The organism is Myroides sp. LJL119, assembly GCF_054871605.1.
Genome location: NZ_JBTXLO010000003.1, coordinates 248,716 through 265,621, shown reverse-complemented (window position 1 = coordinate 265,621; position 16,906 = coordinate 248,716). Strand labels below are relative to the sequence as shown.

Here is a 16,906-nt window from a genome sequence, read left to right as displayed (position 1 = left end):
ATGAATGACTTAAGTAATTTGTGAATTTTAATTGATTTATTAGTCTGTTAAAGTCTTAGAAAATTGCTAAACTTGTAGTAAATACAACATTTATGGCAGGTAATACATTTGGAAATCGCTTTAGAGTAACAACATTTGGAGAGTCCCACGGAGAGGCTATTGGTGGTATAATCGATGGCTGCCCTGCTGGTATTACCCTAGATTTACAAGCGATTCAAAACGAATTGGATAGACGAAAACCCGGACAAAGTAAAATTGTAACCCAACGAAAAGAGGCCGATCAGGTTCGTTTTCTCTCGGGTATATTTCAAGGTAAATCCACAGGGACTCCCATAGGATTTATCATTGAAAATACAAATTCAAAAAGCAAGGATTATGACCATATAAAGGACATCTATCGCCCAAGTCATGGAGATTACGTTTACGATCAAAAATATGGATTACGTGATCACCGTGGAGGTGGTCGTAGTTCGGCGCGTGAAACAGCAGCTCGTGTTGTTGCAGGGGCTATAGCCAAGCAGGTTTTGAAAGATGTAAAAATCACCGCTTATGTTTGTAGCGTAGGAAAGGTAAAAGTAGATAAGAGTTATCAGGAATTAGACTTTGGTAATATTGAACAAAATCCAGTGCGCTGTGCATGTGCAAAAACAGCCATTGAGATGGAAGATTTAATTAAAAAGATAAAAAAAGAAGGAGACTCTATTGGCGGAACAATTACTTGTGTGGTGCAAGGGGTACCAGTTGGATTGGGGGAGCCTGTTTTTGATCGCTTAGATGCCGAATTAGCCAAAGCTATGCTGGGTATTAATGCCGTTAAAGGAGTGGAATTTGGTCTTGGTTTTGCTGCAACTACTTTAAAGGGAAGTCAGCACAATGATTCTATTTTACCTGGAGGTAAAACCCAAAGTAATAATGCTGGTGGAATAGTGGCAGGGATAAGCAACGGTATGGATATTTATTTTAAAGTGGCCTTTAAACCCACGGCAACCCTAATGCAGGATCAGCAAAGCATCGATATTAATAATAACCCTGTAGTTGTACAAGGTAAGGGCCGTCATGATGCATGTGTTTTACCTCGAGCGGTACCTATTGTCGAGGCAATGACGGCAATGGTACTTTTAGATATGTATATCGAACAATTTGGGTTTAAAAAAATATAGTGATTTTTGTACCTATGTTTTGTGTAGATTTAATGTCAAATTTAATTTGATGTAGTTCTAAAATACTGGCCGTTAGGCTAAGTCCAATCCCACTACCTGGGATATGACTAACGTCTTGACTTCTGAAAAATATTTGTTTAAGTAAGGGAATTTCATCATCTGGGATTCCCTTTCCTTTATCTATAATTTCTAAAGAAAGCCCATCTTGGGGGTCTTTTGATAAAATCAGGTTAACTGGTTTATTTAATCCGTATTTAACAGCGTTTTCTACCAGATTATAAATGGCAAGCTCTAAAAGGGTTTCATTGGCTTTTAAAATTAAATCTTCTGAGTTTTCGATCCTTAATTCAATTTGTATTTCAACATGATATTTTTGTAAAATACTTTGATGGATATTCCATAGTATCTCATCCAAACGAACTGGTTTTAACTCATATGCTTTAACTTTTAAAGAACTAAGTAAAAGTAAATTATCTAAGATGCTTTGGATGCGGTAAACATTCTCTAGTACTTTTTTAGCTACTTGATTGTACTGAGCGGAGCTTCTTGGCTTTTGAGCAAAAACTTCTAGGTTTCCCGCAATTGCTGTTAAAGGGGTTTTGAATTCATGTGAAGCGTAATTGATGAAATTTTTTTGGGTTATAATACTCTGTGATAACCTTTGTAGGAGTTCATTATAGGAATTTATCAAAGTGGCCAATTCATCCTTTGTATTGGTAAAGGTAACACGCTGGTCTATATTGTGGTAATCAATGGAGTTGACCTGTTGTACAATTTGCTTTAAGGGTTTGTAGGCAATATTGGAGATGTATTTGCTTAAAAAGTAAATACTGGTAATGCCTCCTAGAAAAACAAAGAGTAAGATTGTTAACAAACGCGTTATTTGACTATTAAAACTAGTTGTGGAACTGGTGGTTATAACCACAAAATCTCCTTGATTATCCGGATAGAAAATACCTTGATAAAAAGAATTTTTAGTTCTAAAACTATATTGTTTTAAATCTCGGATTTGCTGTAAAATCTCAGGGGTTACACTAGGGTCCGCTAGTGTGTTACCATAAGAAATATGATCTTTTTCATTGTAAATTGCAATTTTATTTTTCTTAATGTTATTTTCAAATTCTTTGCTAATAAGCCAATGTTCACTTAAAGGAAGTTCGTCTTTCTCCAGGTAATAAAACGCCGTTAGTAAGGCATCGCTTTTAAGCTCCTTATAGGTTGAGTTGATAGCCGATTTATAAAAAGCAAAAAAGATAACCAATGCACAGATTAAAAATACAATGCCAAAGATTCCGGTGCTATATAAAGTTAGACGTTTTCTTAAATTCATAGTGCAACAATTATTCACTCAACATATAACCGGTGCCTTTAATGGTTTGAATAAGGCCCTTGTTTTTTACAGATAATTTATTTCTAATGTAAGATATATAAACATCCACTACATTGGTATTGGTATCAAAACTAATAGACCATACAGCTTGCAGTATTTGAGTTCGCGAGACTACTTTGTTTTTATTTTCCATTAAAAATAGAAGTAGTTTATACTCCCTAGGAGATAAATCCATGACTTGTTGATCTTGCTTAACTAAATGTTTTTGGGTGTCTATGGAAATTCCAGCACAACTATAAAGAGGTTCACTGGTCATTTGATTAAACTTACTTCGTCTTGTTAAGGCATTAATGCGAGATAGTAATTCGCTAAAATGAAACGGTTTAGTTATGTAATCATCTGCACCACTATCCAAGGCCATTATCTTATCACTAGTATCACTTAAAGCACTTAGGATTAAAATTGGGGTAAAGATGTTTTTAAATCGGATTAACTTGGTGAGTTCAATTCCGTTAATATCCGGGAGCATAATGTCCAATAAAATCACATCCCATTGTTGTTGACCCACCAAATCCCTGGCAACTTGTCCATTGTTGGCAACTTGTACAACCATATTGTTCTCTTGTAACCCCTTGCAAATAAATTCACTAATTCGCGGGTCATCTTCAATTAGTAATATATTCAAAATTAATGTTTTATGTGATTACTCTTTAAAAAGTCTGTTACCAAATAACAGATTAACTTTCCAACTAAGTGGCGGTTTTCAAGCGAGTCTAATTCCGGAGCACCTTCGCAAATATGCAGGTAGGCTGCTTGTTTACTACGCGCAAAATAATGGATAAACTCCCTGGCCTTTTCAATGGAAAAACCACTTGGTGTACTGGCGCTAGAGGCAACAAAAGGCATGGAATCTAAATCGATTTCAATTCCATAGAACCCATGATCGATGTGCTTACTGGCTGTGATTAATTCGGAATCGAACGATTTCTCTCGGCGTATTTTAATCTGCTCATAGGTGTTGTATTTAACACGATGTTGGTTCTCTTTTATTAAAGTAAAAATAGCCTTGGAGGTATAATTCTCATGAAGTCCCCAGATAAAATAATTTTTTAAAAACCCCTCTTCAAAAGCATAGGAAAATCCATTACCACTGTGTCTGCCCTCTAAAGGACGAAAGTCAGTATGGGCATCAAAGTTAATTGCATTTATGGCCTTTCCCTTAGCCAGAGCTGTGCCCTTAATATTGCCATAAGCATTGTTGTGGCCTCCACCAATTATAATAGGGATTTTTCCCGCACTTACCACTTGAGCAATTAAGTGAGACACCTCTTTATCTATGTTTTGTACTAATTCAAAGAGCTTTTTGCGGTCTTCTTTATTGTAAGGATCAAGCTCATGGGCTATTTGTGATTCTTTTTCAAAATCTAAATTACCCAAAATAGTAACCCAACTACCCTTACAAAAGCGATTGTGTTGTAGGTTTAAAAAGCTTTTTAAAAAACTCTGCCACGCATTTTTACTACCAACTCGGCCAAAGTTTGCTTTAATACCAATGTCTTCACTTATCCCAATAAGGGCATAACGAGTAGGATTGTTTTTCAACTCCGTTTGCCAATTAACAGCATCTTCAATTAAGTAAACACGTTCGGCCAATTTTATTTCCCCATTTCTATAATTGGTTAAATTAATTACATCCGAGCGCTTTAAAAGTTCTAATTTGCTTTGCATGCTTTTTTTCTTTAGTGGTGCTGGTTTATTTATAGTTTTGAATTTCTCCTTTTAAAATAACTTGATCAATGTGATTTGTTCCAAAACTATACGGGATTTCATAAAAGGAATTCAGTGGTTTGGTGATAATCACACTGGCTTTTTTACCCTTGGTAATGCTTCCGTATTCCTTGGATAAATCCATTGCGTAGGCAGCGTTTATTGTGGCTGCATTAATGGCCTGTTCTGGTGTAAGGCGCAACTTTATACACGCGGTTGAAACCACAAAGTTCATATTACCACTAGGGGTTGTTCCTGGATTAAAATCCGAGGCTATGGCAAGTGGTAAACCCTGTTGAATCATTTCTTTTGCCGGGGCATAATCTATATTGATAAAAAAAGAACATGTTGGCAAGGCCACAGGCATAGTGTTGCTGTTTTTTAAAATATCGATATCCTCTTGGGTAAGTACCTCTAGGTGATCCACCGATAAGGCATTGTTATCCACACAGGTTTTAATCCCGCCAATACTAGTGAATTGATTCACATGTACTTTAGCTTTTAATCCATGGGCTTTTCCTGCTTGTAAAACTTCCTGGGTTTGTTCCTTGGAGAAATAACCTGTTTCAAGAAAAGCATCTACAAAGTCAGCTAGATTCTCTTGGGCTACCAAAGGAATCATTTCTTTGGTTAGTAAATCGATGTATTGTTGTTGGTTTTCTTTGTATTGTAAAGGAAAGGCATGGGCACCTAAAAAAGTACTTTTAATGGCGATAGGGTAATTCTCTTTAAGTTTTTTTATAACCCTTAGTATTTTGATTTCGCTTTGAGTAGTTAATCCATAGCCTGATTTAATTTCTACGGCACCTGTCCCTTGGCTGATGATTTGTTGTAGGCGTTTTTCTGATTCGTTATATAATTGCTCTTCACTGGTTTGTTGAAGTTTCTTGGCTGAGTTTAAAATCCCTCCTCCTTTGTTGAAAATCTGCTCGTAACTAAGGCCATTGATGCGGTCTACAAATTCCGTTTCGCGATTTCCAGCATACACCAAGTGAGTATGACTATCAACCCAAGTTGGTAAAACAATTTTCCCACTAGCATCAATTACCGTCTGATTTTGCTCCGGGTTTGGCGCATTTTCCATAGGTCCAAAATCTTCGATGATATCATTGTGGATCAATAAAAAAGCGTTTTCCAAAACAGGAAGCTCATTCATTTGATCTCCTTTAAGGATAACTTGATTCTCTGGACGAACTTGAAGTAGTTGTTTTATATTTTTAATAAGTATAGATTTCATGTAATATGGATTGATGTGCTATTAGCAAAATTTATAAAAAAAATTTATATTTAAACAAATTTACAAATGTGAAACGGATTAAATATAAGAAAAATAGGAAACTTCAACCAAATTCTTTGGAGTATTGTGGCCCTTTCTCTCAGGTTGCTGTTTCCATGGAGCTTTTCGTGTATCAAAGCCAGGGGGTTTGGGAATATAAAACCCCTGATTTTAACACCCTTAAGCCAATAATTAAAAAAGCTACCAGTCAACAGGTAATTTGGTTTAATATTCATGGATTACACAATATAACACTTTTAGAAAATATAGGTAATTTTTTTGGTATTCAATCCTATATTATGGCCGAGATTTTAAATTTCTCTAGAAGGACTCGTGTGGAGGAAATAGATGATTTATTGTTCTTTAGTGTGAAGGCCGTTTTACCCATGAGTCAAAAAAATCAGAGTATTCACATAGCTCAGATAAGCTTTATTTTAAAGCAAAATTCTCTGCTTTGTTTTCAAGAGGTGCCCGATACTTTTTTTGATATTATTCGCCAGCGAATCCGTTTGAAAATAGGCCAGGTGAGATATCGTGAAACCAGTTTTTTACTTTACGCTTTATTAGATGTATTGGTGGATGATTATATTGTTAGTTTAGATTTATTAGAAGAAAAAGTAGAACAGGTTTTATTGCAGGCAAAAAACAATCATAAGAAAGAAGTCTTAGTTAAAGTAGAGGAGTTAACCCAAGATATTCAAGACATAAAAAGAGCGATTATTCCTTTTAAAGAGATTTTACATAATTTGCAAAACCACCCAGGTCAAGATTCCACTATTAGCCCCGATAGTTTGGTTTTCTTCTCTAGGTTACAATACCGATCTAACGAAGCTTTAGATCAAGTGGAGTATAATTTAAATAAACTCGATAGTGCAACAAACTACTATTTTGCCTCACAAAGTAACCGAATGAACCAAATCATGAAGGTGTTAACGATTGTTTCGGTGGTTTTTATTCCCCTTACCTTTATAGCTGGAATCTATGGAATGAATTTTGAAAACATGCCAGAGTTAAGTCTGGTTAATGGATATTACTTCACCTTGGCAGCAATGCTAATTTTGGCCTTGGTAATGCTGGGTTATTTTAAATGGAAAAAGTGGTTTTAATTGGTTTGCTGTTTTGTATTAATAATTAAAAAAGTATTAAAATAGTAGGACAACTTTATTTAGTAAGAAATATTTTGTAAATTACAATTAGTAATGTGTTAAATTAAAATCTTAAACCAATAGAATTTTAAATACCAAAAAACAGTAGTTATGAATATAGAAGATAAAGGTTACGCCTTGGCTAGGCTTAATGCCGATCAGTCCGATTTTATTACTTTGCTGTTATTGCAAAGACGCTATTTTGAGGCTCTAGCACTTTGTGAGAGTCAGAAAAATAATGTGGAGAATCTGTTTAACACCGGGGTTAGTTTATATTATTTAAATCGCTATGAACATGCCCTTACTAGTTTTCAAAAAGCCCTACAAGTATTAAATAAACAGTTACCCATGACCACCTCGAGTTTAAGTGTTTCTTTAATAGAGCAGTATTTTCACAATAAACAACTCCATGAGATCCAAGTTTTCTCCATGGGCGGAATAAATAAGGCTTATTTAGAAGGTTTTACAGATATGACTAGACTTTATCTGGCATGTAATATTTTACTGTGTATGGATAAATTAGAAATGTGGGAAGAAATGCAGCAATTAAGTGGTAGTTTGTTCTCACAACATAAACTTTCCTTTATTCAAAAACTTCTACAGCGTTACACTAGCAAGATACAAGAGCAGGAGGATTAAAATAAAAAGAGCTATTGATCTTTAAATCAATAGCTCTTTTTTGGAAACAACATATAACTTAAAAAGGAGGTTACTCCTTGATTTAGTTCGATTAGAATACTTTTTATATATCTCCTAGCCTTGAAAATATATAATCCGTATTGGGTCGGTTACCAGTAATGGAAAATAACCCTAGAAAAACTAGCCTTGTTTTTCATTTAATCTTCGCCAACAAAAATACATATAACAAGACAATAGGGCTAATTAAATACCTTAAAAAACTCTTTAAAAAACGTTGTTTTGTATGATTTACGATATACACATTTTACGTGTTAAACTAGAAAAGAATATTTTTTTAATTTTCATAAATATGGTTTTATAATATATTGTATTGGCTTAAATATTGCTTATTATTTTTATGTAACTTGGCTAGTTATTGCATTTTAGAAGGATTTTAACGTTTTTGAACGTTAAATTTTTAATATATCGCTGTTTTTAAATGTAAAGTGGACTTTGTTACAAACAAAATAGGAACATAAAATTTATAACAACCCGTAGTTATTTAAAACCCAGATAGGGATAAGATTCATAGACTTTGGTGAAAATATTAAAACCAAAGTGATGGTAAAAACACAGAATTAAAATTTAGGGTAAGAGTTAAAATATAATTGTTATGAATAACCCATCAAGTAAACCTACTTATAAACAGCCAAGTGGATTTAAGAGGCTTTTTGCCTTTTTAATCGACTTTCTATTGGCCTTGTGTTTGTATTTAATTCTATGTTACGCTTTTATTTTGTTAGGTAATCCAAGTTGGGTTAATTTTCTTTTAGAAAATGGATGGGGCTTTTTATTGTCTTTAGCCGGGATTTTACTGATTCTTATTTTCAAAGACTTAATAAAGCAAAGGAGTCCAGGGAAATGGATTATGGGATTAAAAATTGTTGATAAAAACACCTTGTCTGAGGTAGATTCGGCTCGATTAATTCTAAGAAATCTAGGTACTTTTGTTTGGCCTGTAGAACTTTTATTTTGGCTTGTTAGTAGTCAAAATGTAAAAATAGGGGGTATTAAAACAAGTACCATGGTAGTGGAGACTAACAAGCGTGCGGTTTTTGGTTTTATTGGTTTTTTAATTATTATAGGTGCTAGCTTATATTTGACTCAAATTTGGTATCAAGGAGCTTTGCGTCATACTGGGGTTTATCAAACCGCCTTACAAGGTATTCAAAGCGATCCCCAATTGTATAAATACACAAATAATTCGCAACAAAATCTACATCTAAAATCAGGAAAGATATATTGGCAAGACTCCCAACAACAAGCAAAATTTGTGTTTGTGTATACCGATAAAAGCCATAGGTCTGAAATGGAAGTTTATCTATTTAAAGATCCACAGGGTTTATGGAAAATTGTAGATCTTCAGGTAAAAGAAAATAAATAATAGGTTTATATCTAAAAAGTGTTTTGTATAATATTTTGGTATTATATGTCTATTTGGTTTTAAATTTTGTTAAAGTTTGAGATATTTTTATTATTTTTAAAGATGTTTAATTGTAAAAATAGAAATCAAATATGAAATCAAATAACTTGTCTGTTTATTGTATTCTAGCTTTTTTATTGAGTTATTGTCTTCAAGGCCAACAAATACAGGGTAGAGTATTTGATAAACAAACCCAGTTGCCAATTCACAAGGCTAAAATTAGTCTATATGACCAAACTGGGCGGGCAATAGATTCTGTTTTTACTAACAAAGACGGAGGCTATAACTATTTACCAACAATTCCTGGAAGCGTATATAAAATAACAAGTAAGGCTAAGGATTACAGCTCTGCCGAGGTATTAGTTGAGCAAAGTAATCAAGGAGCATTGGTTATCTTTGGATTAATTGCCACAAACCCGGGTAATAACAAGCATAAGTTGGCCTTGGATCATAAATCACACAAAAACCCGGAGTCTAACCTTGCCAGTAGTGAGTCTTCACAATATAGTAAAGCAAATATTAAAGAAGATAAGCAAATACACCATGCAAAGAATAAGGCCCAAAATGATCCTCCTTACATAGAGTCTAATGAGAAAAAAGGGTATCCAGAAGGATTTTTAACGGCTGTTTATTACGATTTTAATAGTTCTTTTTTAAATGAACAAAATAGATCTGATTTACAAAGAGTTACTCTGTATTTAAGAGAAAATCCAAATGCTCAAATCCAAATGAATTTATTTCTTGATACCCAACAAAACAATCAAGAGTATCAACAGTGGCTCTTGCAAAGAAGACAGGATAGAATAATAGATTATTTTATATCACAAGGTATTTCACAAAATCGAGTAGTGCCTCAAGTAAAACGCCTTGCTGGTTGGCCCGAGCCTTTACCTGGTCAGGATCACAGTCCTAGAAATACACGCCGATGTGATTTTGTTGTGATTTAAAATTCATAGGATAAAGTAACATGCAATAGCTTTTTTAAAATAAGAATCATAGAAGTTTAAGTTTACGTTTTATTTAGCCCCTTACAGCCTTTGGCTAAGGGGTTTTTTTATAGTAATATTTTTCAAAATAAAGACGTAATTTACCAGTTTTGTAGTATTTTTGAGCTTTAATAACAACACAACAATTATGACTTTATTGTATAAAGGTAAGACAAAGGATGTTTATGAGCATTCCACCAATCAGGTTCTTTTAAAATTCAAAGACGATGTTACTGGAGAAAATGGAGTTTTTGACCCGGGTGCTAACTCTGTGGGATTAACAATCGATGGAGTAGGTAGAAGTGGATTAAGAATGACAAAACACTTTTTCGAGGTTCTGAAAAATCATCAAATACCAACCCATTATGTAAGTGCGGATCTTAACGATGTATCCATGGTGGTTAGAAAAGCTATTGCTTTTGGTAAAGGACTAGAGGTTATTTGTCGTTACAAAGCTGTGGGTAGCTTTTACAAACGATATGGAGCTTATGTAGAGTTAGGACAAGACTTAGATAGTTTTGTTGAGGTAACCATTAAAGATGATCAAAGACAAGATCCGACTATTTCTAAAGATGCTTTAGATATGTTAGGGATCTTAAGTAAAGAACAATACGATATTTTAAAGAATTTAACTAAGAAAATTTGTCAGATTATCAAACAAGAATTAGCCAGTAAATCTTTAGATTTATATGATATAAAATTAGAGTTTGGATTAGATAGCCAGACCAATGAAATTATCTTAATCGATGAGATCTCTGGTGGTAATATGCGTGTTTATAAGAATAACACATATATAGAGCCGTTAGACTTGGAAAAGGAGTTTTTTCAATCCTAAAAAACAGGCTTATTAAAGACTTAACTTTAAAAATGAATATATGCCCCAAAAAGGAATTAACTTTTTTGGGGCATTTTTTATTTACCTATAGTATTACCAGGTAAATCCAGGATACAGGACTTTTATGGAGCTTTTCAAAAGATGAATTTACTAAATGCAAAAGGTGTTGCTTGTAAGGGAGAAACTTGGTGGGGTAATCTTTAATTGGTAAAATTTCATTGACTTAAAAACCTTTTATTTCCAATAAGGTGTGTCTAATGGGATAAAAGAAAAATGGAAATATAACAAACTAGCGAATCAATAAATCATCTATCTAAAACTTGGCAGAGAAATTCCCATGAAAAATTTACCTTTATTGTCAAGCTCTTTTTGTTTCGTCTTTAGCAAGTAGTTGGAAACAATACCCAAATGGATTTTGTTTATTTGGCGGTTTATAGCTTTTTTTTTTTAGGTTTTCACTGCATAAAAAAAACAAGTAAAAACGATTGTCAACCCTTTATTTACAATCGTTTTTACTTGTTTTTATTCTTTGAAATATTTTAAGTGAAATTTTCTTTTAAAAGCTGGTATCTACAAAAAACTTTCTAAAACCAAAGCACTGTGCTAGCTTAGCTTAACTTTTTTGATAAAACGCGGTACTTTGATTATAGAAATAATCACTAAAGTTTCCTCCGGGTTCTAATTTAATAATGTCAATAATTTGATCAGCCTCAAGATGTTTTTTACAAGTTTGTGAAATATCCTGTGCGATATGTTTGAACTCACCTGGATACTCATTGGCCTCTACGGCAATGATGTAATGTGGTTCAACTAACATTTCTTGCGAGTCTGTCCATGCAATGTGGGCTTGACTTACAAGCGGATTTTTAGCAAATAGAAGCCTTAAATCATCCAAAAGAGCACTAGGCTCATGACTAGGCTTACCTATTATAGCATTCATTTTAACGTGAACAAAATCCGACTGATTAGGTTTGAATATAGATCCATTTAACATCTGTGAAATTTCTCTAGGAACTAGTTCTTTATAAAACCTTGAAAAAGGATTTACAATAATTGGCGAGCCTAGGGACATCTCAAAAAATGGTCTTGCCTCCACCACAATGTAATCCACCTCATGGTTAATAGCCCCTGAGTCGAAAATTCTTTCTTTTTCAGTGAAAATAGGAATAACTTGGTTTTCAAAAGTTAATATAGGAATATTGGGATCTATTCCAGCTGTTAAATTCCTAGTATCATAACCACTATCCACAAGTACATAAACTTTGTTGTTTAGAAGTTTTTGATAAAACACTGCGCGATATTCCGGTTGATCAGAAGCTAATTCAATAATTTTAGAAGTAGCTAAGTTTTTATTTACTTTAGTAGTAGATGCTTGTTTTTTGTTACGATTGTAAAAAGACATTTTAATAATGTAATTTGGTTAGTCAAATTTAGTAAAATTAATGAATTAAATTCCAATGAAGCTACTAAATTATTAGGAATTCTAATTTTGAAAAAAAGCCTTTAAAAATACATAAGTATTCCTAAAGGCTATTGGGTTTTTAATTGTATTTGTACTTATTTGAAATAAGAAAAATCGTGATTATTTTCTATATTCAAAAGTGTGTGATAAATAAGTTCAATGGTTTTTTGAACATCTTGTTTATCTACCATCTCCACGGTTGTATGCATATAACGAAGAGCAAGGGAGATAAGGGCCGAGGCAACACCGCCGTTTGAATAAGCAAAAGCATCGGTATCGGTTCCCGTTACACGACTCATTGCATTTCGTTGATATGCAATGTGGTTTTCACTAGCTGTTTGTTCGATTAATTCCCTTAAATTATTTTGAATCGCTGGAGCGTAACCAATAACTGGACCTTTTCCTATTTTATTGTTACCCTCTATGGTCTTATCCACCATAGGAGTATGTGCATCATGACAAACATCCGTTACAATGGCAACATTAGGTTTAATGGTATCTGTAATCATTTGAGCACCTCGTAAACCTACCTCTTCTTGAACAGCGTTAACAATATATAATCCAAAGGGTAAGGTCTTGTTGTTTTGTTTCAATAATTTTGCCACTTGAGCAATCATAAAACCACCAATTCTATTATCTATTGCGCGGCAAACAAAACGATTGTTGTTTAATATAGTGAACTCATCGGGATACGTAACCACACATCCTTCATGAATGCCTAGATCCAATACTTGTTGCTTGTTATCACAGCCAACATCTATAAAGTTGGTTTCTATTTTAGGGGATTCCTCTTTACCTTGTCTGTTTCTAATATGAATAGCAGGCCAACCGAAAACACCTTGAATAATGCCGCTTTTTGTATGAATATTAACTCGTTTTGAAGGTGCAATCATATGATCACTACCTCCGTTGCGAATCACATGTATAAAGCCCTCTTCACTGATGTAGTTCACATACCAAGATATCTCATCGGCATGAGCCTCAATAACAACTTTATACTCAGCTTGCGGATTAATTACACCAACAGCTGTTCCGTAAATATCAGTAATAAATGTATCTACATAAGGTCTGAGATACTGCATCCAAATTTGTTGTCCTTTGTATTCATGACCAGTTGCGGAGGTATTATTTAAATACTCTTTTAAAAAATCCAATGAATTTTGATCAAAAATAGTTTTGTTATCCATAATATAATTTTCTGCTAATTTACTAAATTCCCGGGGAAAACTCATTTTAAATAGCTAATTTTGGCTATATTTAGTTTTATGAAAATTCTAGTTTACTTACTTTTCTTTGGTTTAAGCACTGGGTGTATTGCCCAGAATAAATCTTTGGTTGCCCTACCGGAGATTCCGCAAGAAAAAGATTCGGTTAAGGATTATTCTATCGGCGAGATTGTAATAGACCTACAACAAGAAAATTATAAAAAGGATATGATTATTCTACGCAATAGATTGCGAAGAGTATACCCCTATGCAAGGGCAACGGCCGATAATTTAATTATCTTAAATGAGAACTTACAGAAAATAGAATCCAAGGCAGAAAAACGCAGATACATACATAGAAGTCAAAAGTATTTGGAGAGTCAATTCAAAGAAAGATTGAAGAAATTATCCAGAAATGACGGGAAAATTTTACTTAAATTAATTCATAGACAAACCGGCCAAACAGCCTTTTCCCTTATTAAAGAGTTTAAAAGTGGGTGGACTGCTTTTTGGTCAAATACCACAGCAAAGACCTTTAGTCTGAATTTGAAATCGCAATACGATCCATTATTAGATCTAGAGGATTTTTTTATAGAGACTCAATTACAATATTTATTCTTTAATTTTGAGTTAGATCACACCCATGGTCAACCACCTATTGATTATAGGAAAGTTTTAAAATATTGGCAAGAGAATCTTCCAGAAGATGAATTTTTCCCCCCAGAGTTGCGTTAATAATTTTCGACTTTGAAAAATTAAATTACCTTTGTACTAATATTTATTTTATGGAACAGTTTATAGTATCGGCACGTAAATACAGACCTCAAACCTTTCAGGAGGTTGTAGGCCAACAAGCCATCACAAATACCTTGGTTAACGCTATACAAAGCAATCACTTAGCACAAGCTTTGTTGTTTACAGGACCTCGTGGGGTGGGTAAGACCACTTGTGCTCGTATTTTGGCCAGAAAAATAAACCAACCTGGGTATGATAATCCACAAGAGGATTTTGCATTTAATGTTTTTGAGTTAGATGCTGCTTCGAATAACTCGGTGGATGATATTAGAAATCTAATCGATCAGGTTCGCATACCTCCTCAAACCGGAAAATATAAGGTGTATATTATCGATGAGGTTCACATGCTTTCTTCTGCAGCTTTTAATGCTTTTTTAAAAACTTTGGAAGAGCCACCAGCCCATGCAATCTTTATTTTAGCCACCACCGAGAAGCATAAGATTATTCCGACAATTTTATCTCGCTGCCAAATATTTGATTTCAAGCGAATCACCATAGCAGATGCCGCAAATCACTTAGCACTTGTTGCAAATAGTCAAGGTATTAAATACGAGCCTGAGGCTTTACATATTATTGCTCAAAAGGCCGATGGAGCCATGCGAGATGCCTTATCTATCTTTGATAGGGTAGTGTCGTATTGTGGAGCCAATTTAACCAGACAAGCAGTGGCTGATAATTTAAATGTATTAGATTTTGAATATTATATTCAAATCACCGATATGATTTTACAGGGTAATATACCTGCACTTTTAACGGCCCTAGAAGATATCCTGGCAAAAGGGTTTGATGGACATCACTTTGTTGGTGGTCTTGCCTCTCATTTTAGAAACTTAATGGTGGTACAGAATCCACAAACAGCAAGTTTATTGGAAGTAGGGGAGCATGGTAGAAATCTTTATGTGATGCAAAGTCAAAAAACCAATATAGGATTTTTATTACAAGCAATGGAAATGGCAAATGACTGTGATTTAAAATACAAATCGAGTCAAAACCAACGCCTTTTAGTGGAACTTTGTTTAATGCAATTAGCGTCTTTATCAATACAAGGCGAAAAAAAAAAGATGAATCTGTAATTGTATCGCCACAAGAGTTAATAAAAGTATTGGGCGAGTCAAATTTGGATCACACCAACCAAGGAAGTTTTATAAAGCCTATAGATTTTAAAAACAACGTTGATTCAAATTCAAATCAAGGAGATATCCAAGCGAACCTGGTTAAGCAAAACTTGGATTCTACCCTGCAAAGCAGTCTTGAAAAAAGTGAAATCAGTTCAGGTTTAAATCCAAATCTTTGGCCAAAAGATAGTGCGCAGGAATCCTTACCTACAATTGGTTTTGATTCACAAGCTAAAGTTTCACCACCAAACCAGCCTACTAAAGTGCAAATAAATGCTCTTTCGTTATCCTCAATACGCAAGAAAAAAGAGTTAGAGAATTCCCTAGATAAGCAAACGGTTGATTTGCAGGACTTACCAAAAGATACTTTCTCTTATTCGGATTTGATGCAACATTGGAATTGGTATGCTGATAAATTATCGCAAAACAAAATGATGTTAATGGCCTCTTTAATGGGGATGAGAAAACCGGAGTTGAATTTTCCCATTATTAACTTGGAATTACCCAACCAAGGCTCAAAGATTAGTTTTGATGAAAATAAATTTGAACTAGTTAATTTTTTGCGTAAGCAATTAAACAACTACGATATAGAGATTCACATCCAGGTTAACGAACAAATTAAAGTGGTAAGTAAAGTAATGTCTAACAAGGATAAATACCTACATTTTACACAAATTAATCCGCAAATAGAAAATCTTCGTCAAGTTTTTGACTTAGAACTAAAATAACTTAGAATTAGAATAACAAATGATAAAAATAGGAGACGATAATACATTGACCATTGCAAGACACACTAGCGTGGGCTTGTATTTAACAGATGGGCAGACCGATGTGCTACTTCCCAATAAATATGTACCAAAAAAATACGAAATAGGAGACCAAATCGTTGTTTTTGTATATTTAGATCACGAGGAAAGATTAGTGGCCACTACCTTAGAGCCGTATATTTATATTAATGAATTTGCCTTGTTAAAAGTCAATTATATTAATCAATACGGAGCCTTTATGGATATGGGACTCGAAAAAGATTTATTTGTTCCCTTTAGAGAACAGGCGCGTCCTATGAAGGAAAAAAACCGCTATTTGATCCATATGTACTTGGATCAGAAAACAAACCGCCTTGTTGGCTCTAGTAAACTAAATCAATTCTTGGACAACAAAGATATTGATCTTACCATAGGACAAGAAGTAGAATTAGTGGTCTCACATATTACCGAATTAGGTATTAATGTGATTATAAACGAAAAATACAAAGGTTTAATGTATCAAAATCAAGTATATGAGGATTTGCGTACCGGAGACCGTATCTTAGGATATATTAAAACCATTCGTGAGGATGGAAAAATAGATGTTACAAGAACTAAAGTTGGCTTGGAAGGAATCTTAGATAGTGCAGAGGTTATTTTACGTGAATTGGATAAAAACAATGGATTTTTAGGTCTAAATGACACTAGTCATCCCCAGCACATTAAAACAGTTTTAAACATGAGTAAAAAAGCCTTTAAAAAAGCAATTGGAAATCTTTATAAACAAAAAAAGATAGATATAAAACCAAACGGTATTTACCTTTTAAAAATGCCAATTAATTAGTTAACTATATAAAAATAAGTCTTTACTAAATAAATAAAGGACTTTACTTATTTTAAATATTTTTTCTTTAAGGTTATAATTACCTTTACATAGATGAAAAAGAAAATACATTGCTTAATACCTATTGGCTGATTTATAA

At 33.7% G+C, this 16,906-nt stretch carries 16 protein-coding genes; 10 read left to right on the top strand and 6 right to left on the bottom strand.

Translation table 11 applies throughout. The features are described 5' to 3' along the window. Positions 1-92 precede the first annotated feature (92 nt). On the top strand, positions 93-1,160 hold the full coding sequence (aroC, locus tag ACYSNV_RS06100; RefSeq protein ID WP_461761674.1) for a chorismate synthase: 1,068 nt from the start codon (positions 93-95) through the stop codon (positions 1,158-1,160). Here the strand turns inward: aroC and ACYSNV_RS06095 are convergent. The 4 genes from ACYSNV_RS06095 to hutI are packed head-to-tail and all read right to left on the bottom strand — an operon-like array spanning position 1,147 to position 5,494. Next, on the bottom strand, positions 1,147-2,490 hold the full coding sequence (locus ACYSNV_RS06095) for a HAMP domain-containing sensor histidine kinase (RefSeq protein ID WP_461761673.1): 1,344 nt from the start codon (positions 2,488-2,490) through the stop codon (positions 1,147-1,149). The two genes, aroC and ACYSNV_RS06095, sit on opposite strands and share 14 nt — an antisense overlap. A 10-nt stretch (positions 2,491-2,500) precedes the next feature. After that, positions 2,501-3,175, bottom strand: a complete 675-nt coding sequence (locus tag ACYSNV_RS06090) for a response regulator transcription factor (RefSeq protein WP_461761672.1) — start codon at positions 3,173-3,175, stop codon at positions 2,501-2,503. Positions 3,176-3,177: 2 nt separating this feature from the next. Continuing rightward, on the bottom strand, positions 3,178-4,218 hold the full coding sequence (locus ACYSNV_RS06085; protein WP_461761671.1) for a formimidoylglutamase: 1,041 nt from the start codon (positions 4,216-4,218) through the stop codon (positions 3,178-3,180). Positions 4,219-4,243: 25 nt separating this feature from the next. Beyond that, positions 4,244-5,494 (bottom strand): imidazolonepropionase, encoded by a 1,251-nt coding sequence (gene hutI / locus ACYSNV_RS06080; protein ID WP_461761670.1) that lies wholly within the window; start codon positions 5,492-5,494, stop codon positions 4,244-4,246. 68 nt (positions 5,495-5,562) lie between these two features. Here hutI and corA point away from each other — a divergent pair, with 68 nt between their 5' ends. The 5 genes from corA (at position 5,563) to ACYSNV_RS06055 (ending at position 10,600) form a co-directional block, all read left to right on the top strand. Continuing rightward, complete coding sequence (gene corA / locus ACYSNV_RS06075; protein ID WP_461761669.1) at positions 5,563-6,639, top strand: magnesium/cobalt transporter CorA; 1,077 nt, start codon at positions 5,563-5,565, stop codon at positions 6,637-6,639. 150 nt (positions 6,640-6,789) lie between these two features. Next, positions 6,790-7,317 carry a tetratricopeptide repeat protein gene (locus ACYSNV_RS06070; protein WP_461761668.1) on the top strand — a complete coding sequence of 176 codons (528 nt, stop codon included), beginning with the start codon at positions 6,790-6,792 and terminating at the stop codon, positions 7,315-7,317. Between the two features lie 652 nt (positions 7,318-7,969). Further along, positions 7,970-8,740, top strand: a complete 771-nt coding sequence (locus tag ACYSNV_RS06065; RefSeq protein ID WP_461761667.1) for an RDD family protein — start codon at positions 7,970-7,972, stop codon at positions 8,738-8,740. 131 nt (positions 8,741-8,871) lie between these two features. Next, positions 8,872-9,726, top strand: a complete 855-nt coding sequence (locus ACYSNV_RS06060) for a hypothetical protein (protein WP_461761666.1) — start codon at positions 8,872-8,874, stop codon at positions 9,724-9,726. A 187-nt stretch (positions 9,727-9,913) separates the two neighbouring features. After that, a complete protein-coding gene (locus ACYSNV_RS06055; protein WP_461761665.1) occupies positions 9,914-10,600 on the top strand; it encodes a phosphoribosylaminoimidazolesuccinocarboxamide synthase in 687 nt (228 codons plus the stop codon). 613 nt (positions 10,601-11,213) lie between these two features. On the opposite strand, the gene ACYSNV_RS06050 is transcribed toward ACYSNV_RS06055, so the two are convergent. Both ACYSNV_RS06050 and ACYSNV_RS06045 read right to left on the bottom strand, forming a co-directional pair. Next, a complete protein-coding gene (locus tag ACYSNV_RS06050; RefSeq protein ID WP_461761664.1) occupies positions 11,214-12,002 on the bottom strand; it encodes an enhanced serine sensitivity protein SseB C-terminal domain-containing protein in 789 nt (262 codons plus the stop codon). 155 nt (positions 12,003-12,157) lie between these two features. Next, entirely contained in the window at positions 12,158-13,249 is a 1,092-nt protein-coding gene (locus tag ACYSNV_RS06045; protein ID WP_461761738.1) for a M42 family metallopeptidase, read from the bottom strand. A gap of 78 nt (positions 13,250-13,327) precedes the next feature. On the opposite strand from ACYSNV_RS06045, the gene ACYSNV_RS06040 reads away from it, so the two are divergent. The 4 genes from ACYSNV_RS06040 to ACYSNV_RS06025 are packed head-to-tail and all read left to right on the top strand — an operon-like array spanning position 13,328 to position 16,767. Next, complete coding sequence (locus ACYSNV_RS06040; protein WP_461761663.1) at positions 13,328-14,002, top strand: DUF4294 domain-containing protein; 675 nt, start codon at positions 13,328-13,330, stop codon at positions 14,000-14,002. Between the two features lie 50 nt (positions 14,003-14,052). Continuing rightward, positions 14,053-15,135 (top strand): DNA polymerase III subunit gamma/tau, encoded by a 1,083-nt coding sequence (dnaX, locus tag ACYSNV_RS06035; RefSeq protein ID WP_461761662.1) that lies wholly within the window; start codon positions 14,053-14,055, stop codon positions 15,133-15,135. Continuing rightward, the gene (locus ACYSNV_RS06030) at positions 15,075-15,905 is read left to right on the top strand and encodes a hypothetical protein (protein WP_461761741.1); all 831 of its coding nucleotides are present in this window, start codon (positions 15,075-15,077) and stop codon (positions 15,903-15,905) included. The genes dnaX and ACYSNV_RS06030 overlap by 61 nt, the downstream gene beginning before the upstream one ends. Before the next feature lie 19 nt (positions 15,906-15,924). Continuing rightward, entirely contained in the window at positions 15,925-16,767 is an 843-nt protein-coding gene (locus tag ACYSNV_RS06025; protein ID WP_461761661.1) for a CvfB family protein, read from the top strand. Positions 16,768-16,906 lie beyond the last annotated feature (139 nt).